Here is a 23794-nt window from a genome sequence, read left to right on the forward strand (position 1 = left end):
GCCGGCCGCCAACGGCGGCGACGTCACCGTCAATGAGGATGACCTCCTGGCCAGCCGCGGCGTTGGCGAATCGGCCGGCTCCGACACCTCGAAGGAAAGCACCACCCAGGGCGGCACCTTCACCATCTCCTCGCCCGACGGCATCGCCTCGCTGACCATCGACGGCCATGCCTTCATCACCAACGGCGTGTTCACCGCCAGCTCCTTCACCACCGCGCTCGGCAATACGCTGAACGTGACCGGCTACAATCCCGCAACCGGCACCGTCAGCTATACCTACACGCTGCTCGACAACGAGGCCCATGCTACCGGCGCCTCCACCAACAGCCTGTTCGAGAACCTTGCCGTCTCGCTCACCGACCAGGACGGCCAGAACGCCACAGGCACGCTGTCCGTCAACATCGTCGATGACGTGCCGACATTGGGAACCGTGCAAAGCCAGCAGGCAAGCACCGATACGTCGCAAACGCCGGCCGTTGGAACACTCCACTTCGTCGCCGGCGCCGACGGCGCCGGGGCCACCATGACGATCACTGCCAACACAACAGGCATCACTTCGGCCGGCCACAACCTCATCACGGAGCAGTCCGGCAGTGTGTTGACCGCCTATGCCGACAACAACAACAACGGAAGCCATGATGCAGGCGACACGGCGGTCTTTACCATCACCGTTAATCCGAATGCCGGTACGTCGGGGCAGTACACGTTCGACCTTTTGGCACCTTTGGACGGCACTGTCAGTAATGTCTCCGTTGCATCGAGCGGCGCCTTCGGCTCCGGCCCCAGCAATTCCATCGTGGTGACGGCGGGCGGCCAGAATGTCGTGATGGTGACCGGATGGGCGCCAACGGATGCCGGCGGCTCCTTCACCTCACCACACGAGACGGCATGGCTGGCCGGCGGCATGCCATCGTTGACACAAACAAGCAACGTCAACGGTTCGTCAGCAGGTTGGGGCCTCGGCAACAACAATTTCGACGGAGGCGAGTTCATGCGTTTCGATTTCGGGACGCCGGACGACTATGACGGCCCGGGCGGCTATACGGCCCCGGCCATCACCCTCGCGACTGTTAGCTATGCCAAGTTTTCGTTCGATGCGGTTACCGCCGGCGACAAGATCGAGTTCGTCGCCCACTACACCAACGGAACCACGGCTTCCTTCACTCCGGCGGTCGGTGCGACGTTGCTGACGATCACATCGCCTGCCGGAACGCAGATCGCATGGGTCGACGCCTATGAGTCGTCGGGCAAGACCAAGCTGAACCTGACGGATGTCGGGGTCACGAGCACCACGGTCGACCATACAATTCCGGTCGCGTTGCAACTCACGGATGGCGACGGGGACACAACAACGACGGCGAATTTCACTGTCCACGTGGCGGCCGGACTGATACCTTTTGCCATTGCCGCTCCGGTCGTACTCGACCTCAACAATGATGGAATCCACACCACCGATCTGACGCACTCCACCGTTTCGTTCGACTATAACGGCGATGGCGTCGCTTCGAAAACCGCCTGGGTCGATACGCATGACGGTATCCTGGCGATCGATCTCAATGGCGACGGCAAGGTGAACAACGGTTCGGAGATCGTGTTCACCCAACATGCCGCCGGCGCTGCGACCGACCTTGCCGCGCTCGAGCAGCTCTATGACACAAATCATGATGGCAAGCTGACTGCCGCCGACCACGACTTTGCGCAATTTGGTGTCTGGCAAGATGCCAACGGCAACGGCGTGTCGGATTCGGGCGAGTTCAAATCTCTGGCCGCCTTGGGTATCGTCGAGATCGGCCTCGATAGCAACAATCAGCACTCGGTTTCGGCGGACGGCTCGGTCTTGACCTATGGCGAAGCCACCTTCACGACCGCCGACGGTCAGATAGCCGCGGTCGGCGACATCGGCTTCGGCAACTACGATAACGCTGGCTCCGGAAGCACGGCCGCCATCGCCGGCACTTCGGGAGCCGACACGTTCAAGATCGACAATCTAAACATCAAGGATCTGATCGCCGACTACCATGCCGGTGAAGGGGACAAGATCGACTTGAGCGCGTTGTTCGACAAGGCGCCGGCCGGCAACATGGCCGACTATGTGCATTACGACACCGCGACCAGCACCGTGAGCGTCGATACCAGCGGCTCGGGCAACGCGGCCAACTTCGTGGATGTCGCCGTTCTGCAGAATGCGCCTGCCACCGGCACGATCAACATCCTCTACGACGACACACAACATCAACAGCACACGGCCACGATTTAGCACTTATGCGTGGCCGTACTCTCATGCTACATATTAGCGAAACATAAAACCGCAGTTTGGAGAGGGACTTAAATGAAGCGTTGTGCAAGATTGCTGGCTTCGGCCGCGGCGCTGCTGTTGGCTGGATCGACTGGCTTCGCCGCCGACATCATCGACGGGCCGGTGGCCGACTATTGCCGGACCGTCGGCACATCGAACCTGGTGCTGACCGACAACATCGTCGATCTCAAGGCCGAGGTGGTGAAGCTGATGGACGAGTCGGTGGCCGTCGCCAACAGCTCGGAATGGATCAACTCTTCGCGCCCCGCTTTCGTCTGGGCATCGGAAGCCAAAGTCGCCTGCGGCATGGCCTATGGCTATCTCAAGACGAACTACAAAGACGAAGATACCCTCAACAAGTGTGAATGCTTCCACGACCGCATGGTCGAGTACATGAACTGACCGGAAGGGATCCGGCAGTGCCGGTTGGCTGACCCGATGGTCGGCGGACGATTGACGAGGGCGATCGCCGGAGCGATCGCATTGACCGGTTTTGGCCAGCTTGCCACTCAAGCCTGCGCCAACTGGCTGGAACGACCTAGCCTGGAGAGACCAGCACCGTTCGGCTTGAGGCGGCCGGTTCGCTGCGACACCGCCTCCGAATCATGGACGCGCGCGACATTCAAGGCGTTTGCGACATGCCAGGCATCGCTCTACGGCTTGGAGCCGGTGCTGGCGCACGCGGTGATGGAGATCGAAAGCGGATTCGATCCCGATGTGCACGGCGCCGATGGTGAGGTCGGGTTGATGCAGGTAATGCCCGCGACGGCCCGAATGCTGGGCTTTCGTGGCTCCCTCGACGAGCTTGGCGCGCCGGCGACCAACATAGCGCTCGGCGTCAGATATCTGGCGCAGGCAAACAGCCTTGCCGCAGGCGATCTCTGCACCACCGTCATGAAGTATCGTGCCGGGCACGGTGAAACCCGGTTCTCCGAACTTTCGGTCCGCTACTGCCGGCGTGCGCGTGCAATCCTGGCGAGAGAAGGTTTTGCGGTGGCCGGGCCATTGCCGGTGGCGACGTTCGGATTCTCCGCATTCCCGACAGCAGGAGACGATGGTGCCCCTGCCCCGGCGAGGCGGATTTGTGTGCGCCGGCTGTTCGTGCCGGGCCCGCGATACATGAAATGCACGGACTATCGAAGCGCCGGGCAAGCCAGAATGATCAAGGCGCTCCGGGCAAGACTTTTCGACGGCTGAGCCATAATCCAGCAATTGCAAAGACGGCGAGGCAAGTCTGCCGTAAGATGAACGGATGAGACCGGGACAAATACCCGGCGGGATATGAGGGAGGCATCATGGATTCTGGCCGGCAGCGACACGGTTCGTGGACGTGGGCGATCGTCTTTGCGTTCGCGGGCATAGTGTCGGGCTGCCAGTCGAAAGGCAGCGTCTCGGACGCGCTCGATCCGGCGGCGATCGCCGCACCTGGAGCGCCGGTCACCGGCGCCGTTGCCGGTCCCGCCCAGGCGACGCAATCGCTCGGCACGGGATCGACGAAGGTCACGATGCTGCTGCCTTTGTCGGCCCCGGGCAACGCCGGCGAAAACGGCAGGAAGATGCTCGATGCGACCAAGCTGGCGATGGCCGACCTTGGAAATGTCCTGCTCACGGTCACGGTCGAGGACACCATGGGCGACAGCGCGCACGCCAGCGAATTGGCGGTGAAGGCTATCACCACCGGAGCCACGATCGTCATCGGCCCGGTGGAACTTGCCGCGGCTCAGCACATTGCCAAGCTGTCGGGATCGAAGCGGCCGCCGGTGCTGGCGCTGGCCGACAATTTCGCCGGCGGCCCGGGCGTCTATGCGGTGCGCCTCAACGAGGCCGACAGCGCGGCCGCGGGCGCAGCCGGCCTGGCGGCCAAAGGCAGCAAGAAGTTCGTGTTGCTCGTTGCGGCAGGAGCGAATGCCGGCGCGGTTGAAAAGCGGGTCGCCAACAGCCTCAGCATCTATGGCGCGACGCTCGCCGTCACCATTCCGTATCCGGCCGGCGATGGCGGCACCAAAGTGGTCAATGATATGGGCTCGCTGGTCGAGGCTCCCGATGCCATCATCATCGCCAGCGGCGACGACAATCCGGCGCAGATCCTTGCGGCGCTCAAAACGAAAGGCATTCCTGGAAAAGCAATTGCCGTCGTTGGAACCAACCGCTGGCTGGAACATCCGATGGAGCCGCTGTTTGAAGGCTCCTACATCGCCACGCTCGACCCAACCGAAACCGGCCCGATCGCCGACCGCTTCAAGACGACCTACAATTATCCAGCCGACGCCAATGTCGCCTACGCCTATGATATGGTCGCCCTGACAGCAGGAATTGCAAGTTCGGCCGGGCCTGACGGCTTCAGCAAGCAGGTGCTCGAAAATCGGAGCGGATTTCGCGGATCGACCGGCCTGTTCCGGTTTCGGGCGGATGGCTCCAGTGAGCGATCCATGCCCTTCTACCAGGTTCGAAAAGGCGTACTCAAGCTGGTCGCCAAATCGACATCGGGGTATTGAGGGGCAAGGAACCTTGCTTGAGTTGATGGGCTGGCTGAGGCACAATCGCTTGATAGCGCTCGGAAGCCTGCTCCTCCTGGCAGGGGTCTTGTTGATCATCCGGGCCGCAGATCTGCTTCCGAACAATCGGCCGGCGCCACGTCAATCCATCGATCATAGCCAGGCAATGCGACCAGTTGCGACCGTCGCCAATACGCCATGGCGAGGACGGGCACGCAAGATTGCTCAGGACCTTATCGCGCCGCCACAGCTTGATCCGGCGCAAATCGAACGGGTCGAGCCGCGCCCGCCGCTCAGCGACCTTGGTCTGGCTTCGCCTGCAGGGATGCGGATGCCAAAGGATTGGAAAGAGGTCCTGCTGTACCAACCGGTTGCCACCTCGTCGGCAACCTTCAAATCGATGGGGCGCAAGGTAGCCATCAGCGGGATCCAAGGCATTGACCTGGATGAGACCTGTTCCTTTCGTGGCATCGCCTGGCCTTGCGGCCAGCGTGCGCGCGCGACGTTCAATTCCTGGCTGCGCGGCCGGGCGCTGAAATGCGTCGTGCCGCCGGAAATCGATCGTTTTGCCATTGGAGCACCGTGCAGCTTGGGCAAGCAGGATGTCGGCGCGTGGCTTGTTTCCAATGGCTGGGCGACGGCCCTGGCGAGTGGCATCTACGGCAAGGCGGAGGCAGTGGCCAGAGACGCGCAGATGGGGATATTCGGCCCGCCGCAATAGCCGATAATTCGGTGTCGTCGCTTTTACCGCCGTAGCCTTGCTTTTGAAGGCCTGATTTCGGGCCGATGGTAGGTGATTGCGCCATTACTAAAATTGTATGTTTCCTCGAAACTGAAAGTGCAGCACCTTGGCCTTATGACAGCCGATCAGGCGGGAGATTGGCTAATGATGACACCAATGGCGAATAGCTCGCCCCGGCAATGGAAAGATATCGCATGGCTGACTGCCCTGGGATCGGCGGGAATTCTGCTCCTCTCGGCTGGCCTAAATTATCTGCTTCTGTTCTCGGAAGCCTTGACGCCGTTCGGCCGCAGCATGGTCACAGCGATCCTGTTGCCGGTCATCGTCGGTGGCCCGCTTTTGCTGTTCATTGGCCTGCAGCGGACCGAGCTCGTCCGTTATCGAAGAGAACTCAACAAGTCGGCGACCTTTGACAGCCTGACAGGCTGCCTCAACCGGACAGTCTTCACGTCGATGGTCGAAAGGAGAGCAACCAGGCCGGAATCGTCTGGTCCAAGATCTGGCGCCTTCCTGGTCATTCATCCCGAACACATCAGGTCCATCAATCTGCGCTTCGGCCTTGGCTGGGGTGACGAAGCCTTGCGGCTCATAGCCTCGACCATCCAGTCATCGGTACGCAAGGAAGATCTGGTGGGCCGGATCGGAACCTCCATGTTCGGGGTCTTTCTGCCCGGTGCGACAGAAGACGACGCCAGGGAGATCGGCGACCGTATCCGGGCGCGCGTGGCCCAAGCCTATTTCGCGCCAAAAGGAACCGCGGACACGCTGACCATCAGCGTCGGCGGCGTGGTGTTTGAAAACGAGTTGGAATTCGAGGACATGTTCCGATCGGCGGAATCGCTGTTATCCGGCGTCGAACGCCAGCCCGGATTTCAATTGTCGCACCTCCACAACTAGCTGAAACAAGTCGTTGCCGGAGGAACACCGCCGCAAATGTCTTGCCGCACGGCTGCGGCAGCGATCATCTTGGCCCTTGTTGCCAACCGGACGATTGACCCATGGGCGGTTTCAACCCGTGGGAGGTCTGGTTCCTGACGGTGCTGACGGCATCGCCGCGCATCGCTGGCAGTATTTGCCGGACCGACCAAGTTCTGGTTGCCGCTGGTTGCAGCAACCTTGATCGCCTTGATGGCCGGCTATCGGACCATGCTGCTGCCGCCGAACTCCTGACAGGTCGAGACACCCGCCGCGCGAGTAGCATCAGGTTCGGCGCTCAGGGCACGAGCGACAAAGCTTGAGGGCGCACAGATAGCAGCTGGATCCCCACGGCTCTCTCTTCATCCGTGGGGATCACAAGCACGTCGACGTCGGAACCAGCAAGGCTGATGACCTCGTCGCCTCGTCCATTCAGCTTGTGGTCGATATTAACCGCAAGCCAGCCGGCCACAGCCCCGGCCCTCTCTCACAGTTCGAAGACGCTTTCGATTTCGCCGTTGATTTGGTCGGCAGGGATGCCAGGCTTCTCGGCCGCTGTCGTCAATTGGTCTGCTAAGTCGCTGGCGGCGATCGGATCGCCCCGCGTCACAATCGCGGCGCGGAGGGGTTTTATTAGCTCGCCCTCATCTTGACGCCGGCGCCGGCTGCTCCAAAGTGTTGGGCATCGCTCGGGGAAGTATCAAAGTTGGCGACGAGGTCGCAGTCACGGCGATTGTGCGCGGCCGGGTGACGCCCGATCGCATGAGCGTGACGATCCCCTCCTACGACTTCCCGCATTCTGTTGTCGATTCGACTTGGAAGACTGTGATTGGCCAGCATATGGAATTGATCGGCCCTGTCACACGCATCGACGGGGACAAGGTAACCGTCAGCCTCCGGCCATTGGTGACTGTCGAGGCCGAGCACGTGCGCCTTGTCGAAAGACATGTGGCACTTCCACGCGGGCCAAAAAAGTCGCTGGTTGACAAGGCTTAAACTTCGTTGCCGACCCCAGGAACAGCCCACTGAAACTTTCCCCATCACATCGGCTCTGGTCGCCTCCCGCTAGCTGCCGGCGCGTTGCGATATCGGCGCAGTAGACGGGTCGGCATTTTCCGAACTTTCCGACATCTCGTCGCGATGACGTTGGCGAAGGCGCTTCAGCAGTTCGCGTGAGGCTTGGATCGCCCTGCGCGATTGATCCATGTTCTGGCGAAACGTGGCGCGTTCCTCCATGGACTTCTGCCACTTCAGCAAGGTAGCCGTAGTCGCAGTGGCCGCTTGAGCGATATCTATGGGCGTTGCAACCATCGCATCCTCCTAAAAAGGCAATGGTAAACGCAATCTTTATAGGCCCAACGAAACCCTTCTCCAATTAAAAACGACCATACGGCATACGGCAAAATGGCTATTCGTCGGGGCGCTCGACGGCAGCTTCGTCGACCTCGGCCTCCATCTCGTCGTTGACGGTTTTGGTCTTGCCAAAACCGTCCATCGCCACACCGTCAAAGCCCCGCTGCCACGCGTCGGCATGTTCCTGCCAGTAAGCTGGCACCTCACGCTCCTTGCCATCCTTGCGCGCTTGGGCGCCGTACATCCAAGCGTAGGTGGCGCGTTCCTGATCTTTCTTAGGCATGGCCATTTGCATCATCCTCCCGGAAATCCAGCAGCCTTGCGTGCCCCAGCTTCTCTTCGCCTTTGAGGGTCTTGACCCAGCCAACCAGTCCGGGCTTCAGCCACTCGGCCTTGTCCTTTTTATGCCCCTTCGGGACCGGGCCGCCAACCTTGCCCTGGACGCGATCCCAAAGCGCTTGCCGCTCAGCGGCACTGAAGTTGACGAGTGCGCCGCCTTTATAGAGGCCCTTTTCAGCGATGATCACCTGGGTAGCTTTGCCGCGCTCGCGCTGTGCACCGATGATTTGCATTTCCTTTTCCTCAAAGCACTTGATCTTGCGCCAAGCGCTCGTTTGCCGCTGCGATATGGGCTGCCCTTGAGCTTCGAGACCATGTCTTCTAGCCCGTCTCGTCGACCAGGTGGTAGACGGCGTCACCAGTGCGGCATCGCTCCGCTGAATTGAATGCGCCCGCCGGCAGGGATCATTTCGTGCAGGATCTCGCCGCGATCTTCGGTCGGCATCCCGCGCAGGTCATGATGCGTGGAACCCTGCCGGTTGCTGACCGTTCTCCGTCAATGGAAGCCCCGAACCAACAGAGCCAAACGATCCTCGTGGTTGACGGCGACGTCATCGCCCGATGCGTCATCGCGGACTATCTCCGCCACTGTGGCTACAGGGTGATTGAGGCCCATTTCGCACGTGAGGCGCAACAAGCGTTGAACTATGCGGAGTTCGGTGTCGACACCGTCTTGTGTGACGTTGACCTGCCGGGCAACATGAACGGGTTCCAACTGTCGAAGTGGGTTCGCGAGAACAAGCCCGAGGTCAAAATAGTGCTTTCCGCCGCAGTAGAACGAACTGCGATCGCGGCGGGCGACCTTTGTCAGGAAGGCCCGCACCTTGCGAAGCCGTATGAGCCGGCCAACGTAGTGGACCATATCAGGCGACTGCAGCGTGTTTGGAGCTTACGATCCAGGAACCCTGGTGCAAAGCGCAATTGATCTCTGTCCAGACGCCGAGAGGCTCGTCTGCATACCAATGGTGATTTAGCCCTGCGAACTGGACGCCGCTCAAAGGAAGAACGGCGTATAAGCCGCAGTCCTGCGTGCGGCCGCAACAGTGGACGGTTGTCGCGCGCAGGACGGAGGAAATTCGCCCTCCTGCGCGGGCGGTGAACGGGATACCGTTGGAGCGTCAGCATAGCGCCGGCCACAGGATGGGACGCGGCACCGACTGTCCCCGTCCGGTAGTCCGCATGTTTTGGTCGAAGCCGACCGGCTGAGATCGTGCGCATTTTGGTTCTCGACGGTACGGCCGCTGATCGGCGATGATGCGAGGACCGAGTTGCCTGGAAGAAATCGATCTGGTCTTGCACCTTTTTTGCTTCCTCATTCGCGGGGCAGCTTGTGATTTTCCAGCCTGACAGACCCTCCCCTGTCTATAAGAAATTTCCCGACGCATGAGCGCACGTCCAACACAGTGCGGGCTCCAATGCTCACCGGCTGCGCGAGAATGGTAACCACCTACCTTGAGGGGAGCGCCACGTGCGTAGTCAACGATGCAGGCGCTGCCAACCTCGGCATCCCCGGGAATAGCAGGCTTATAAATGAATATATCGTTGATCAACGCTATCGGCGCAGCCGCCGGGAGATGGACAGACCGCGTTCCAGCTAGGGGTATCGATGTTCCAGGCTAAAGGCATTGGCATGCCCGAATTAGAAAAAAGACCTGAATCCCGTAAAGCAGCAACAAAATGCCGAAAGCTATCCAGAAGCCGGGTCGCGTAAGCAATGCCAGATCTTTTCTTAGCTGCTCCATTCACATCAACTAACATGGCCAAGCGTCGTTCCCGTCCGCTGGGGACAAATTTCAACTAAGCTGATCGTCGCATAATGGCCGCGCCACTGCGGATCGAGACACCTCAGCGCCCCGCATGAGCACGCGCAACTCGATCGGAGGCGCAAGGAGAAAGTTCGGAACGGTTCCAAGAACCCCAAGCAAATTGAGCGCCGCAGCGGACGATAAGGTTCACGCATATCCCCGGCGAACATCCGCACAGCATTGGTCAACATCAACGGCAGAAGGGCGTCCGAAAAGAAACGCATCTCTGCGTCACCGCCTCATCGAGAGTCACCGCTGCGGCATCCTGAATACGGTCGGCGATCCGAAGAGCATGCATTGCGCAAGATTTTCCAGATGAACTGATGCCGAGACCGGCCCAAGCGTCCACCCTAGCCTCCAGCCGGTCATTGCATGAGACTTCGACAGGCTGTTCACAATTATCGTCCGCTCTCTCATTCCGGGACTGAATGCTATTGAGAGGAACTCGCCGTCGAACACTGTGCTGCGGTAAACCTCATCGCTGATGATCCATAGATTGTGCCGCTCGGCAAATGTGGCAATGGTTTCCAGATCCTCCTTGCCGAACACATATCCGCCGGGATTGTTTGGGGAGTTCAGCAAGATCGCCCGCGTTCGATCTCCTACCGCTGAACGGAGAATATCCTCGGATGCCTTCCGCCGCGCATTTTGCAGCGATAGTTTGACGGGTCGGACCACTGCTCCATCGGCGCGTATTGCCGCTTCGTATGTAGATACCAAGGCTCAAGGCAAAGCACCTCGTCGCCAGCTCCGGCAACGGAAGCTTAGTGCGATTGAGCGGCCAGGCGGCCGGTCCCCAATTCGTTCGAATGATGCGCTTGCCTCGCCAATGTCGCATGGTGAGTCAGCCGGCAAACCAAAACACTCAACCGCCGGTTAGGCCCGGCCGCCTGATGCGCCCCACAAGAGGCTGTGCCGGGCCGTTCGTCGGGGCTTCTGCACCTGAGTTGTTAATGTGCCCAGGCAACACACCATTGACGCCAAGACGATGGCAAGAAGGGGAGCCGCGCAGTCCTCAAGAATAAGTCAGCAGGCACCTAGACCGATGTAGGGCCTTCCGATCGCAGCTCTCGGCTCCTCGCGGCGCCGGCGCCCTGGCATCGTTTGATTGAACGAAGACGCTGAGTTGAGCTCTCGATACAAAAGCATCTCAGTCCTCGTGCCTCAATGGTCCGGGCATGCGGCTGCAGGGGATGAAGTCATGAAGTTCAGGGATTTGATCAGACGCGCCGAGGACAATGTGGAGAGGTCGTTCGACGATCTCGAAGCTGACTTGGCTAACGCTGTCGACCAGTGCCTCGATTTGGAGGATGTCGCCGACGTGCCAAACATGGCAGGCGAAAACAACGAACAGGATGACAGCGTACCAAGCGAGGACGGTGCCGGCGACGACGATGATAGCTCGCCGATACCAGCGCATCGGATGACCTCACATACGCAGAGCCGAATTGCTGCCGTGAGCTCGTTTAACGGCTTGTTCCACGATGCCAAGCTCCATTTCGAGGAGATCAACGCAAAAATCTCCGAAATTACAAGCACATGTCAACTGACGTCCGAGTTTTTTCACATCCTTCACGCGGACATTCTCCGTGCCAACGAACTGGAGTTGGCGAATCAAAATCTGATCGCAGATCAAAGGAACTTGTCGGAAACACTCAATGACCTGAACAGACGGTACTGTGAGCGTCAAGGCACCGTCGAGACATTGCAGCAGCGCCAGGCAAGCCTTGTTCAGGAGTGTGAAGTGCTCCGTGGCGCGTTGGCCGCGGCAAGGCTGGAGCTGGTCGAAGCGGCGAACACCACCACAAAGAACGAAGCGGAATTTGGCGACCTCACGAACATGCTTGCCGCCGCAAATGTCGAGGCCGACAGGCGCTCCCGAGAGAACAAACAGCTGCGTGAAAAGAATGTGAGCCTGTCTATTGACCTGGAAAAGGCCATGAAGCGGGAGGAAGAGGCACGGCATAGGCTGGATGCCTTCTCCACGATCCATGCCAACGAAGCTGCGCGAAATTCCGAAATGCTGAGTGCGCTCGGCAAGAGCGAAAAAGAGGCAATCAAATTGCACACCTCACTCGAGGTTGCGCAGGCGAAGCTATGGGAGGTGACCGAAGCAGCCAGGATTATGCAGGCGGACATGGATGGCGAGCTTAAACGCTGCCAGGCTGAGAACCGAGGATTGCGCTCAGAAATTCAAAGTCTCCAATCGCGCTTCGAACTCGCCTCAAACGCAAACAACGAGGCCGCGGCCGAGATCGCCAGGCTCCAGCTACAATGGAGCGACGCCCTGGCCGAAAAACAGGTGACCGACGAAAGGTTGGCCGCACTCACCGAGGAGGCCGAAACCAACAAGGTGAACCTTTCCAAGATCGCCGCAGATTTTGCACAGCTGTCCATGCAGCAGGCGTCCGATCAGATTGAACTCGATGTGAGACGGCAGGAATGCGAGGACTTGCGGGTCGAGATTGCCTCGGTCAATGCTCGGGTCAGGGAATTGCTGCCCTACAAGAGGTCGCATGGAAGCGCGAACGCCTTGCCGCATACATCTGACGTGGCAAATGTAGCGGTGACTGCAGACCGAACGGTGCATGCCGCACGCCGTGTCCGCCGCAGGGCCCTCGCCGCGTCGTAGGAGCAAAGAACCTCTCCTCGTGAGGCAATTGCCCATGTCGATGATCGTGGAACGGTATGCGCTGTTTGTTGCGCAAAAGATGACAGGACACTAACGCTGTTGTCGGGGCAGGACTTGGTGAGGCGGCCAGGAAAATCCTGTTGGGGCATCCTTGTAGCCGGGACAATGTCCCAGACGAGCCTCGCGCGTCGGCCGCAGGCGTCACCCCTGTGGCATCACGTCGCCTACCCTAATATGTCAGCAAGCACGCCTGCCGTGTTCCCGCGGTCGACCGCTCACAGCCGCCATGTCATTCCCGGAAAGCCCTCGACATCTGGTCGGTAAGCGGCTTCAGCAGATAAGACCAGACGCTGTGTTCGTCCGTACTTATGTGAACCTCCGCTGGCATACCGGGTTTGAGCACTTTGGCATCGGTCAGACAGGTGGACTTGTCTTCGACATTGATGCGCGCCGAGAAATAAGAAAGCTGGCGCTGTTGATCTTTTATCAGGTCCGCCGAGATGCGCTTGACAGACCCTTGGCAGGCAGGCGTAGTGCCGGCGTCGAAAGCCGGAAACCGGATCGAGACCCGCTGACCTGGACGAACGTCATCTATGCGCGACGGCGCAATCAGCGCGTCGACGACAAGGTTGCCGGTGTCAGGGACAATCATCATGAGAACCTCGCCCGCGGCAATCACGCCGCCGATCGTGTGAATGGAAGATTCCTGTACGGTTCCCGATTGCGGCGCGCGGATGGTGGTTTTGGCCAGTTCGTCCTGTGCCACAACCTTGCGCTCGCTGAGTTCGGTTTGCTTGGCTTCCGTTTCACGAAGTTCGCTCGTTACGTCACTACGCCTTTGTTCATCGAGCTGAAGAATCTGCAATTCGGTCTCGCTGATCCGGGCCTGCGCCTCGGCAACTGCCGCCGCGAGGCGCCCTGATTCTCCGTGCGCCCGGGTGGCATCCAGTCTGATGTTGCTAAGTCGCTCTTTGGACACCAGTTTCTTTGTAAAAAGCGCCTGTACATCGACAAGATCGCCATCCAGCAGGACCACGGATTGTTCTTCCGCGGTCTGTTGCGCCTTGAGGCCCTCAACTTGGCGTTCGAGTTGCTTTGAGCGGCTTTGCAATTGTGCCTTCTGCCCGTTGAGGGCCGTAGCGCGGCTGTCGAACAGCGTGCGCTCGCCGTTCACCAGCGCAGCCAGCTCCGGCTCGCCCATTCGCGCTTGAAGGCTGAACGGAAGCTGCATCTCCGACAGGCCTTGCCGCTCTGCCTCCAGCCGCACAAGCCGAACCGTTGCCCGATCAAGATCCTTGCTAATTATCTGCAGATTGGCTCGTGTCAGTGTGTCGTCCAACCGTGCCATCACATCGCCGGCCCGTACATGATCCCCGTCTTGCGCGAAGATGCCACCTATCGTGCCGCCCGTCAGATGCTGCACCTTCTTTATGTTGCTCTCGACCACCACGGTCGCCGGCGCAATTACCGCGCCAGCAATCTTGGTCAGACCGAGCCAGAGCCCGCCGCCGGCAAGCAACATAACCGTGACCGCCGCACCCAGGATCAGGTTGGCCCCGATTCCATCGCGCGTGCCCGAAATCGCGTTGCGCCGGCTCCCATTGCCGATCGGGGCCGATGGAGCCATCGTCGCCTCAGACAAAAAAATATTCCTCATGCGTGACCGCTCACCCCTTTGTGCATCGCGACGGCCGCTGCCGGGCGTTCAACCGGCGCAGCAAAGGGGCGGATGACGTTGGCCAGGACCTCCTCGCGTGAGCCGAAGGCGTGAAGCATCCCATTGGACATTACGAGTACCCTGTCGATGTTGGTAAGGGCAGAAGGACGGTGCGCAACTACGATGACGATGCCTCCACGTCTGCGCACTGCCAGGATCGCGCCGGCCAAGGCGGTATCGCCATCGACGTCCAGATTTGAATTCGGCTCGTCCAGAACGACAAGAAACGGATCGCCGTAAAGTGCCCTTGCAAGCCCTACGAGTTGCCGCTGTCCAGCCGACAAGGCTGTTCCTCCCTCGCCCATGCGTGTTTGAAAACCGTTCGGCAATCGCATTATCATTTTGTCGACGCCCGCTGCCTTGGCAGCTGCCAGCACGCCCTTGGCGTCGCCCTTCCCGCCAAATCGCGAAATGTTATCGGCAACCGTTCCATCAAACAGTTCGACGTCCTGGGGCAGGTAGCCAATATGTGCTCCAAGGTGTTCTTGGTCCCATTGGTCAAGCGAGGCGTCGTCCAGCCTCACCGTGCCGCGAAGTGGCTGCCAGACGCCCACCAGCGCGCGCACAAGCGTGCTTTTGCCAGAGCCGCTCGGGCCGACAACGGCCATTCCCGTCCCTGCAGCCAGGCGGAAGTTGACATTGGCTACCGTCGGTTTTTGCTGGCCCGGTGGCGCTATGGTCAGGTCCTCGACCGCAAGCTCCGCTTGGGGGCGCGGAAGTTCCATATGTTCGTCCCGGTCAGGAAAAGCGGCCAGCGCCGTTGCCAGTTGCGAATAGCTTTGCCGGAACGCGGCGAAGCCTCGCCAGTTCGCGATAGCGGCGTCAACAGGAGCCAATGAGCGACCCAGCAAGATGGAGGATGCGATGATCACACCTGGCGAGGCTTCGCCTCCTATCACCAGGTAGGCACCCAGTCCAAGAACGCAGGACTGCAAGGCCAAACGCAGTGCCCTAGAGAGTGCCCCGGTGGCGCCGACGACGTCGGAAAGCCTCTCTTGGTGCCGCAGATATGCGTTATTGATCTCGCCCCAGCGGTGGGCAAGCCGTGCGGAAAGGCCCATCGCGCGTACGACTTCCGCGTTGCGGCGTCCGGATTCGGCGAGATTGCGTTGCGACACCAGCGTCTCGGACGCGCGTGTCACCGATGTGCGGCCAAGAACTTCCGCCATGACCGTGAGCAGCACGACAATGATCGCACCGCTTGTGGACAACAGACCGAGCGCAGGATGCAGGAAATAGATGATCAGCAGGTAAAATGGAATCCACGGAGCGTCGAATATAACAGTCGGCCCCATTCCGGAAAGGAAGCCGCGTAACTGATCGAGATCACGGAGGGGCTGTATCCGGTTCGCATCCTGCCCGCCGATGAGCGGCAAGGACAGCGAGAGGCCGAACACCCTCTGCTTCAAATTCCTATGGACACGATTGCCCACTCGAACCAGCAGGCGCAGCCGCACGAAATCCAGCAGCCCGTAGACAGCGTAAAGACCCAGCATTCCGATGGTGAACCCGACAAGCGTCGGAACGCTCTGCGAAGGTAAAACGCGATCGTAAATTTGCAGCATATAGACCGAGCCGGTCAGGGCGAGAAGGTTTATGACTGCCGAGAAGATGCCGACGCCTACCAGGCCAGGCACGGTCCCAAGCATTGCGCCTCGCAGATCCGACGAACTCCTTCCACCAGGGTTCATAGGCTTCGACCTCCCGTGAGAGATCGTTGCGCAAGCTCACTGGCCCCACTGGGCACCGACAATCTCTTGCTGTTCAGGAGCGTATCCCCTTAGCCTTCTAATATTACGCCCCACTAACATGCTTGGACTTTAGTCAAAATGTAGCAAAATCGTGGCGCTGCCCTCAGAAACCCGGAACCCACATGTCAAATCGGGGGAAAACTGCCGTTCCATGGTATTTGGGCGGGGCTTCATGCCGAGCGGAGCGGCCCAAGAAAACCACCCCCTGCCCTTTTTTCGGGACATTTTCGCGCTTTAGCGCTTCCTCGCAACAACCAGGAAGTGTTGCGCCAGCTGGCCAGGAACGCAAAGCCTTCTGCAGGCCTTCTCGACAGGCTGCATCATCATTTCACAGAACCCTGGCAACAGGTTTCCCGGCCGAGGCAGGTAACCGTACGGTATCGTCTGCTCGACGGTGAATCCCGAGGCAGTCAGGAGGGCCTTGAACCTCGCCGCGCTCAGCGTGTGGCGAATTGTGCGTCCAGACACTCGATTGAGCAGCCGGCACGCCAGGCCGACGGGCGACGTCGCATTCATGTGAACGTTGCACACAAGCCGCCCGCCATCTTTCAGGTGCTCATTGATCGCTTTCAGTGCATGCCATTTCAGTTCATCCTCTGCGTTCAGGAAAAAACGAAATGCGGTTACCACATCGAACGTCATACCCAAATTCTCCCTTGTCAGGTCGACGTGACGCAAACTCACATTGGGCGGTACTTGAGCGCTGTCGAGCATAGTTCTGGAAACGTCGGCGCCAACCACCTCGCTGAAGAGGCCGGCGGCTACCTCGGCGATGCGACCTGTTCCGCATGCGAAATCGAGGCAGTTTCGGCTCGCTCCGCTCAAGGGGCGAAGAACGTTGAGGATCAGGGGCTTTTCGATGTTCTCCCAAAGCGCGCCATAATAGCCGGAACTGTGCGTTTTGTTGTAATGTAGGCCGTAGCCGGGCGCGCAATGGCTGGTCCTATAGCCGTCCGACACCCAGCCGCCCTGCGCATTGCTCTCCTTGCTGGACGTAAATTCCTGCCAATTTCCGGACTCACCGGCGCGCGACCTGGACCGCACAATTCGCGCTGACGGCATATGGGAAGCATAACTTGCAGACTGCGTCATCTGATCCGCGTTCGTTGAGGGTGTCAGGGTCGCTCCCTGGTTGAAAATGCGCCTCACCTTGGATCTCCGTTCAGTTGGGTTCGCCCCCCCGATAGAACAGTAAGGTCCGCACGGACTGCGGCTGACGCCCTATTGGACCGCCACACTTTGCAGTTCACTGCTGAATCTGGCTTCGACAGTATCCCCCGGCAGCACAATCGCATCTTCGTCAACCAACAGCTTGCGCCATTCATTGCCGATCTTGCGCACGATGGTCACCTGGGCCCGTACCGTTTCGCCGGCAATCGGCAATGGCTGTGTGGATGCTCCAGTCGGCTGCAGCTTCTCGCTGGCGGCATGGAGCCTGGCGGTGACATCCGCTAGCCGAGCGTTGGTGTCCTTCAGATCCGTCAGCAAGCCAATCCTTCTTTGATTGTCGTTGCGTTCGTGCTGTCTGACAAAGTCCTCCTGCTGGCGCCGCGCCCTCATCAGCTCGACCGAGGTTTGAAGCGCGCCGCTTGAAGACAGAAGCAACGCGCGCCTGACATCCGCGAGCCGGGTGTTGGTCAGATTGCCTGCATCGAATGCCTTCGTCACTCGCGCCAAATCTTGCTCATCCGCCTTCACGCTCTCGCCCTCGACTTGCTCGCGTTTCTGCAAAACGTCAATTTGCTCGGCAGCGTCCGTCCGGCCCTTCTCCAGAAAATCCTGTTCCTGCCGGAAATCACTCAGCGCAACCTTCAGCGCCTCTGCTTCAGCCTGTGCCATCGCGGCTACAACGCTCGGCGAAAGAGGTGATCCCTGTGGTGTCTTCTTGTCGAAATCCGCCTGGCCCTGAAGCTCGGCGCGAATGCGGGCGGCGTGAAGGTATTCTTTCGTGTAATCTCCCCAGAGCATTTCGTAATCGCGCTTGAGATCGACCGGATCAGGCCCGGCCTGGCCTGCCCGTGATCGCAAAAGACTGAAGCCGCCGGAAACGGCCAGCGCCTGCCGTACAGTCATGAGCGGACGGTAGGCCTGTTGTCCCGGGGTGAGCACATCGCCCGTTACATAGATCGGGCGATAGTCCGCTATGATCGCTGTGACATCGTCGGGCTCGACAGTAACTGTCTGCTCCCGCCCATCAGTCAGACGCACGTGAAAAATCTTGCTTGGCAAGACCTCTTGCATGCGCCTTTGCAGTTGGGACGCCGTCAGGCCTGCGACCATGATCATTCCAGCCTCCGGAAGGGCGATATTGCCATCCATCTGGACTACGGCGCGCTGCGTCCGATCAGGGATCGGCGCTATTCCTATCTCGACCGTATCGCCAGGTGAGAGTTGATAGGGCTCGACCTCGCCTGCGCAAGCCATCGAGGTTAGCGACATCATCACGACTGCGCCAAGAACGTATCGTCTACTGAAGGTCATTTGCGACAATCTCCTTCCGGTCGAACACCGGCTTCAAAGGCCATTCAACACGACTAACGAAATCATATACCGGGCCACCGGGCACGCCCCAGTTGCTGGACCAGACCACCTGGGAGCCGTCCGGAGAGGGAGAGGCATGCGTCTCGCTCCAGTAGTCGAAGGGCGCGTTGTGCGTGTCTGCGACACGGCGGACCTCTCCACTGCCGTCTAGACGCAGAGCAATGACTTGCTGAGCGTAAGGCGCCCAATCCGGGTGCTGCGATAGTTCGGCTGGCGTGCCGCCATAACTCAGAAACACCCAGCCGGGCCTGCCGAGCGACCTGAGTGACGCATGCATGGCCTCGCCATATTTCATCAGCGAGGTAGCCTTGCCATCAGCCAAGCGGCGCTTGATCACCTGATATTTGTCAGGATCCGATTTGCTGATCCCGACATAGATTTCGCTTCCGTCGGAATCGACCGTCATGTCGCCATGGCCTGGTCGATGGTGCTCCATCCACTTCTGGCGCAATATGCCGTCTATGGAGAAGACGAAACTCGCTTCAATTCCGTCCGGTAATTGCTGGGAACACACTATGTTGATTCCGAGTGGTGAGATTGAGCAGGAGCCGGTTGTTCCCGGGAATTCGGCAAGATCGATATCGGGGAATTTCCGCCGTAGCTTTAGATCGTAGCCAAAGACCACCGCTCTGCCGTCATTGTTCGTTGCACGCACCGCAATCCGGCTGCCGTCGCGGCTCGGATTGCCTTTGTTGGGTCCAAATTTGAGGTTGGAGTACGCTGCGGAGGCAAACACGACGTCCTCATGATCGGTACGTGGGGCCCATGTCGCAATCTGCCGGCCCCCGACACAGATCATCAACTCGGGATCAGTGGGATGCCATTCGCATTCGGTCGCGCGGTTGCGGTGGAACAAAGGCAAGTAGGTTTGTCCGTCGAGAAAGCACAGGCCACCGCAGCCATTGGCGATCAGGAGCAGGCTCTGGTCGGCATTCCAAGCCTGTGCGCTTGAGTAACGGTGGGTGCAGTACTTCTTCCCGCATACACCCGCCCCGCCGAGAACGCCCGGTCTGGTGATCCGTGCGAAAACCATGCCAGACCAAGGATCCCTTGTTTCGGGCACATGGCCCGGCAGGTTGTCCACAACCGCGGTGGCCGCCGCCTCCGCTGCCTTGCTTTGACGGCCACCGGCAACGTAGATGTTGGGAGATATGGCACCGGCAGCCAGCAACAGCGCCAACGCATGACGGCCGCCCAGGGTCATGTCATGTAACCCACTTCGCGCCGTACCCGGCCTTCACTAAGGCGCTCGCGCCACCACGTGATTGTTCGCTCCAGCCCATCGCGCAGGCTGGTCTGTGTCCGCCATCCAGTCTCGCGTTCAAAGCGCGAGGAGTCGGCGAGCAAGGCGCGAACTTCGGAATTTTGCGGCCTCAGGCGCCTTTCATCACGACGGACCGGCTTCTTGCAATCGGTCAACTCAAGAACAATGGCCAATACGTCCGAGACGGTCGCAGCGCGTTGGCTGCCAGCGTTGTAGGCGTGGCCGAACTCGAGCTGGGCGAGACCTGCGGTCAGGAACGCTGTCGCGGTGTCTTCGACATAGGTCAGGTCGCGGATCGGGCTGGTATCGCCGACCATGATCGCAGGACATTTCGGGTCGAGGACTTGCCGGATAATGGTCGGCACGATGGCGCGCTCACTCTGGCGCGGGCCATACGTGTTGAAGGGTCGCATGATGACCACAGGGACATCGAACGACCTGGCGTAAGACTCCGCCATCATGTCAGCGCCGATTTTGGATGCCGAATATGGTGACTGTCCCTGCAGGGGGTGTGTTTCGCCGATCGGCATGGTTTGGGCAGTTCCATAGACCTCGCTCGTGGAGGTATGGATCACCCGCTCCGTCTCCCATAGGCGCGCCGCTTCGAGGACGTTCACCGTGCCCAGGATGTTGGTTTCCACATAGGACTGGGCAGCGGCGTAGGAATATGGAATCGCAATAAGCGCCGCCAGATGAAAAACCGCGGCTTGGCCGCGCATGATCCGGTTAAGGAACGCACTGTCGCGGACGTCACCACGGACGAGCCTCAACTGGCTGCGGATGGTGTCCGGCAGATCGTCTAGCCATCCATGGCTGTCGAAGGAATTGTAAAGGGCAAGGGCTGTGACATCTGCCCCGTTGCGAACAAGCGCCTCGGTGACATGCGAACCGATGAATCCGTCCGCGCCGGTCACCAGGACTTTCTTTCCATTGTAGCTCATCACTGCGCATTCCCTTGGCTGTTTGGAACGCTTCCCTTGGATATTCAAACGTCGATCGGCGGTACCGGAACCCAACCGACCACTGCCAGCACTCCCCGCACCATCCACGCGAGGTCGGAGACGATGGTGCGTCGCGGATAATATGAGAGGTCCAGTGTTGCCTTGGCGGGGAACATGACTTCCCGGTAGAACACGATCGGATCTACGGATTGGGGGAAGTAATGCGCTTCGTGCCGAAAAACGACCTGGGCTGGTCCCAGCAGGCCTGGCTTGTATTGCAGCACGGCCCTAAGCTCGCCCCGGAAACAATCGGCGAAAGCCAGGCTCTCGGGCCGTGGGCCGACGATCGCCATTTCGCCTTTGAGGACATTCCACAGCTGCGGTAGTTCGTCCAGCTTCGTCGCTGCGAGAAAGCGGCCAACGGTGGTCATGCGTGTATCGCCCACGACCGTCAGCGCAAGGCCTTGAGAGCCGCAGTTCACACCGAATTTGCGAAATTTGTACATGCGGAAGGTTCGGCCGCCGGCCCCGATGCGGGTCTGAGCGAACAAGATCGAGCCACCGCCCTCGAGCAGAAGCGCTCCGGCGATCAGCAGCATCAATGGCGCCAATGCGACGGTAGCGATGCCCGCCACCGCAAGATCGATTGCGCGTCTCGCAAAGCCGTGATCAGGATTTGGAACGAACATCCGGTGAAAGGCAGGGTCTAACGCATTCATGCAGCAGTTCCTCTTTGGGCGCCTGCTTTGAGCGCGCCTGTTTTGAGCGCGGCTGCCAGGGCAGCCACGACTGATTCGGCGGCGGCGGAAGTGATCTGGGGGTGCAGCGGAATTGTGAGCTCTCGCTCAGCGAAATCCTCTGTTCGGGGCAAACTCACGCCGGGAAAGCGCTCGCGGTAGAACGTCATTTGGTGCACCGGCGGGTAGTGGATGGTGGTCTGTATGCCCTGTGTCCGCAGCTCGTCGATGACATCCTGCCGGCTCGCGTAGCGCGGCAGGACGATCGGCATGATGTGGTAAGCCGACGTCCGGGGTTCGCTAAATGGAATGACAATGGCTGGGCAACGGTCCGCGATCAGGCGTCGGTACAAGACAGCTATGATACGCCTGATTTCGTTCCACTCTTGCAGGTTCTGCAACTGAACCAGCCCTATTGCCGCTCGCATCTCGTCCATTCGGTAGTTGAACCCGAGCATCGTGACATCATATTGCGGCGTACGACTGTTCAGCCGCTGATGCGTCCCCGTGGTCATTCCGTGCCCGCGGGCCAGGCGAACCCTGTCGAGCAGATCGGGGTCACGTGCGATCACGGCGCCCCCTTCGGCCGTTGTCATGTTCTTGTTGCCATAGAAGCTGAACGCGGCCGCGGCGCCGAATGTCCCGACTTCCCTAAGCCCGGGCGCGTGCGCAGCGTCCTCGATGATATGCAGCCCGCGAAGCCGGGCGAACCGCTGCCATTGTTCCCGATCGGGGAGATACCCGGCGAAGTGAACGAGAATGACCGCTTTCGTGCGCGTCGTGCACCGCGCTTCGGCTTCCGCAACCGAGATCAACGGCACGTCGACGGACTCGATATCGACGAAGACCGGCGTCGCCCCTACATACAGCACCGCATTCGCCGTCGCCACGAACGTCAGCGAAGGAACCAGTACTTCGTCGCCAGGGCCGATGCCCAAAGCATGGAGGAGAAGATGGAGCGCTGCGGTGCAGGAACCAACCGCAACGCAATCTCGCGCGCCATGCATGCCGGCAAAGGCCTGTTCGAACTCTCGTACCCTGTCCCCCATCGTAAGCCAGCCGCTATCAATCACCTGCGACAGGGCTGCCTTCTCTGGCACGCCTAGGATCGGGGCGCTCACCAAGAGCATTTTGACCTCCTGAAAGCCTTGTTAGTGGCTAGACCTCTGCATCAGACTTTCATGCGGCTGCAGCGGCAGCCGCGACCTCGATTGAGGACGACTGATCTTCCCAGGCAATTGCCTGTGCATTCTGGAAGTCATCGACACGACCGATGTCGAGCCAAAGACCGTCATGCTTGTAAACATGCACGGTCGTGCCGCCCTGCATCATCTGCAGCATCAGGTCATCGAACCCAAATGGGATCCCGGACGGAATGAACCGCAGGACATCTGGGTTCATGCAGTAAATCCCCATGCTGACGAGATGGGAAAGCGTCGGCTTTTCCCGGAAGAGCTGGACGGTATTGTCGATCTCGTCGATGACCCCGAAGTCCATCTTGATATGACGGCACGCCGTGGCAATCGTAACGGGATCCCTATGCAAGCGGTGCGCGGCTACAAACCGGCTCAGGCTTAGATCTGTGAGGACATCGCCGTTCAGAACGACAAATGTTTCGTTCAGTTCATCCCTAATCAGAGAGAGAGGTCCGACGGTGCCGAGTGGCTCCATTTCCTGGGTATATTTGATCTTCAAGTTCCATTGCGATCCGTCGCCGCAGACGCTACGGATCAAATGTCCTAGATACCCTGTCGTAATATATACCTCTTCAATGCCGTTGCGCCGCAGCCACTTCAAAAGCAACTCAAGAACAGGCCGGGCCCCTATCGGCATTAATGGTTTCGGCAGGACCGATGTAAACGGTCGAAGGCGCGTACCCATCCCACCACATTGAATCACCGCTTTCATTCGATCCTCCTGATCTGCAGTTGGCTTTGTTCGGGATCGGTGTTCCATTGTCCGGCCAGGGCACCCCCTCAAATCCGGCCAAACCTCGGCGGCAATCCGAACATCATATGCGAAAAGGTATGTGACAGCCGGGGCGGCTGTCGTCGTGCATTCGAATGGTAGGGATTCAAAACGTTCAAGGTATTAGATGGCCACGAGATCAACAGCCTACAGAAGCGCGATTGGGCACTGATCATGACGCCGATAAAACGAAAGCAGTTGCTTTCAAGAAAGCTGCGATCCGCCAGGGCCGGACCGGCCTACAGGTCCGGCGACAGCGGGTGGCGACATAACAGATGCCACATGATTACGATGGTCC

Annotated in this window: 23 protein-coding genes; 10 read left to right on the forward strand and 13 right to left on the reverse strand. The window is 59.6% G+C overall.

Features of this window, described 5'->3' with window-relative positions; all coding sequences use genetic code 11:
- The 8 genes from NKH22_RS09205 to NKH22_RS09240 form a co-directional block, all read left to right on the forward strand.
- On the forward strand, positions 1–2257 hold a 2257-nt coding region (locus NKH22_RS09205; RefSeq protein WP_352909415.1), incomplete at its 5' end, for a beta strand repeat-containing protein.
- Between the two features lie 72 nt (positions 2258–2329).
- Positions 2330–2698 (forward strand): hypothetical protein, encoded by a 369-nt coding sequence (locus tag NKH22_RS09210; RefSeq protein ID WP_023821900.1) that lies wholly within the window; start codon positions 2330–2332, stop codon positions 2696–2698.
- A 258-nt stretch (positions 2699–2956) separates the two neighbouring features.
- Positions 2957–3493, forward strand: a complete 537-nt coding sequence (locus NKH22_RS09215; RefSeq protein ID WP_460221843.1) for a lytic transglycosylase domain-containing protein — start codon at positions 2957–2959, stop codon at positions 3491–3493.
- A 98-nt stretch (positions 3494–3591) separates the two neighbouring features.
- Positions 3592–4791 (forward strand): ABC transporter substrate-binding protein, encoded by a 1200-nt coding sequence (locus NKH22_RS09220; protein ID WP_352909417.1) that lies wholly within the window; start codon positions 3592–3594, stop codon positions 4789–4791.
- Between the two features lie 13 nt (positions 4792–4804).
- Positions 4805–5512: a thermonuclease family protein gene (locus NKH22_RS09225; protein ID WP_352909419.1), complete on the forward strand. Its 708-nt coding sequence runs from the start codon at positions 4805–4807 to the stop codon at positions 5510–5512.
- 165 nt (positions 5513–5677) lie between these two features.
- Positions 5678–6430: a GGDEF domain-containing protein gene (locus NKH22_RS09230; protein ID WP_352909420.1), complete on the forward strand. Its 753-nt coding sequence runs from the start codon at positions 5678–5680 to the stop codon at positions 6428–6430.
- A 101-nt stretch (positions 6431–6531) separates the two neighbouring features.
- Positions 6532–6771, forward strand: a complete 240-nt coding sequence (locus NKH22_RS09235) for a hypothetical protein (RefSeq protein WP_023696398.1) — start codon at positions 6532–6534, stop codon at positions 6769–6771.
- Positions 6772–7123: 352 nt separating this feature from the next.
- Complete coding sequence (locus tag NKH22_RS09240; protein WP_352909422.1) at positions 7124–7444, forward strand: hypothetical protein; 321 nt, start codon at positions 7124–7126, stop codon at positions 7442–7444.
- Between the two features lie 69 nt (positions 7445–7513).
- Here NKH22_RS09240 and NKH22_RS09245 read toward each other — a convergent pair whose 3' ends face one another.
- The 3 genes from NKH22_RS09245 to NKH22_RS09255 form a co-directional block, all read right to left on the reverse strand.
- Positions 7514–7759 (reverse strand): hypothetical protein, encoded by a 246-nt coding sequence (locus tag NKH22_RS09245; protein WP_023714697.1) that lies wholly within the window; start codon positions 7757–7759, stop codon positions 7514–7516.
- Positions 7760–7856: 97 nt separating this feature from the next.
- Positions 7857–8090: a hypothetical protein gene (locus tag NKH22_RS09250; RefSeq protein WP_023733242.1), complete on the reverse strand. Its 234-nt coding sequence runs from the start codon at positions 8088–8090 to the stop codon at positions 7857–7859.
- Positions 8077–8373, reverse strand: coding sequence for an ATP-dependent DNA ligase (locus tag NKH22_RS09255; RefSeq protein ID WP_023821906.1), 297 nt, complete (start codon positions 8371–8373; stop codon positions 8077–8079). Before NKH22_RS09255 ends, NKH22_RS09250 begins: the two co-directional genes overlap by 14 nt.
- A gap of 179 nt (positions 8374–8552) precedes the next feature.
- Here NKH22_RS09255 and NKH22_RS09260 point away from each other — a divergent pair, with 179 nt between their 5' ends.
- Positions 8553–9065: a response regulator gene (locus NKH22_RS09260; protein ID WP_023753040.1), complete on the forward strand. Its 513-nt coding sequence runs from the start codon at positions 8553–8555 to the stop codon at positions 9063–9065.
- Positions 9066–10194: 1129 nt separating this feature from the next.
- On the opposite strand, the gene NKH22_RS09265 is transcribed toward NKH22_RS09260, so the two are convergent.
- Positions 10195–10665, reverse strand: coding sequence for a pyridoxal phosphate-dependent aminotransferase (locus NKH22_RS09265; RefSeq protein WP_081726094.1), 471 nt, complete (start codon positions 10663–10665; stop codon positions 10195–10197).
- Positions 10666–11146: 481 nt separating this feature from the next.
- On the opposite strand from NKH22_RS09265, the gene NKH22_RS09270 reads away from it, so the two are divergent.
- A complete protein-coding gene (locus NKH22_RS09270) occupies positions 11147–12577 on the forward strand; it encodes a coiled-coil domain-containing protein (protein ID WP_023821907.1) in 1431 nt (476 codons plus the stop codon).
- A 289-nt stretch (positions 12578–12866) separates the two neighbouring features.
- Here NKH22_RS09270 and NKH22_RS09275 read toward each other — a convergent pair whose 3' ends face one another.
- From NKH22_RS09275 to NKH22_RS09315, 9 genes are all read right to left on the reverse strand, one after another.
- Positions 12867–14204 carry an HlyD family type I secretion periplasmic adaptor subunit gene (locus NKH22_RS09275; RefSeq protein WP_023701101.1) on the reverse strand — a complete coding sequence of 446 codons (1338 nt, stop codon included), beginning with the start codon at positions 14202–14204 and terminating at the stop codon, positions 12867–12869.
- 26 nt (positions 14205–14230) lie between these two features.
- Complete coding sequence (locus NKH22_RS09280) at positions 14231–15943, reverse strand: type I secretion system permease/ATPase (RefSeq protein WP_023737037.1); 1713 nt, start codon at positions 15941–15943, stop codon at positions 14231–14233.
- Positions 15944–16279: 336 nt separating this feature from the next.
- Positions 16280–17194: a class I SAM-dependent methyltransferase gene (locus NKH22_RS09285; RefSeq protein ID WP_023727376.1), complete on the reverse strand. Its 915-nt coding sequence runs from the start codon at positions 17192–17194 to the stop codon at positions 16280–16282.
- A 72-nt stretch (positions 17195–17266) separates the two neighbouring features.
- Positions 17267–18526 (reverse strand): polysaccharide biosynthesis/export family protein, encoded by a 1260-nt coding sequence (locus tag NKH22_RS09290; protein WP_023821909.1) that lies wholly within the window; start codon positions 18524–18526, stop codon positions 17267–17269.
- Positions 18513–19790, reverse strand: coding sequence for a hypothetical protein (locus tag NKH22_RS09295; protein WP_023821910.1), 1278 nt, complete (start codon positions 19788–19790; stop codon positions 18513–18515). The genes NKH22_RS09290 and NKH22_RS09295 overlap by 14 nt, the downstream gene beginning before the upstream one ends.
- The gene (locus NKH22_RS09300; protein ID WP_023691489.1) at positions 19787–20791 is read right to left on the reverse strand and encodes an SDR family NAD(P)-dependent oxidoreductase; all 1005 of its coding nucleotides are present in this window, start codon (positions 20789–20791) and stop codon (positions 19787–19789) included. Before NKH22_RS09300 ends, NKH22_RS09295 begins: the two co-directional genes overlap by 4 nt.
- A gap of 44 nt (positions 20792–20835) precedes the next feature.
- Positions 20836–21510: a sugar transferase gene (locus NKH22_RS09305; RefSeq protein ID WP_023681043.1), complete on the reverse strand. Its 675-nt coding sequence runs from the start codon at positions 21508–21510 to the stop codon at positions 20836–20838.
- The gene (locus NKH22_RS09310; RefSeq protein ID WP_023681042.1) at positions 21507–22658 is read right to left on the reverse strand and encodes a DegT/DnrJ/EryC1/StrS family aminotransferase; all 1152 of its coding nucleotides are present in this window, start codon (positions 22656–22658) and stop codon (positions 21507–21509) included. Before NKH22_RS09310 ends, NKH22_RS09305 begins: the two co-directional genes overlap by 4 nt.
- Positions 22659–22707: 49 nt before the next feature.
- Entirely contained in the window at positions 22708–23436 is a 729-nt protein-coding gene (locus NKH22_RS09315) for a nucleotidyltransferase family protein (RefSeq protein ID WP_023681041.1), read from the reverse strand.
- Between the last annotated feature and the right edge of the window lie 358 nt (positions 23437–23794).

Source organism: Mesorhizobium sp. M1252 (assembly GCF_040318265.1).
Classification (GTDB): domain Bacteria; phylum Pseudomonadota; class Alphaproteobacteria; order Rhizobiales; family Rhizobiaceae; genus Mesorhizobium.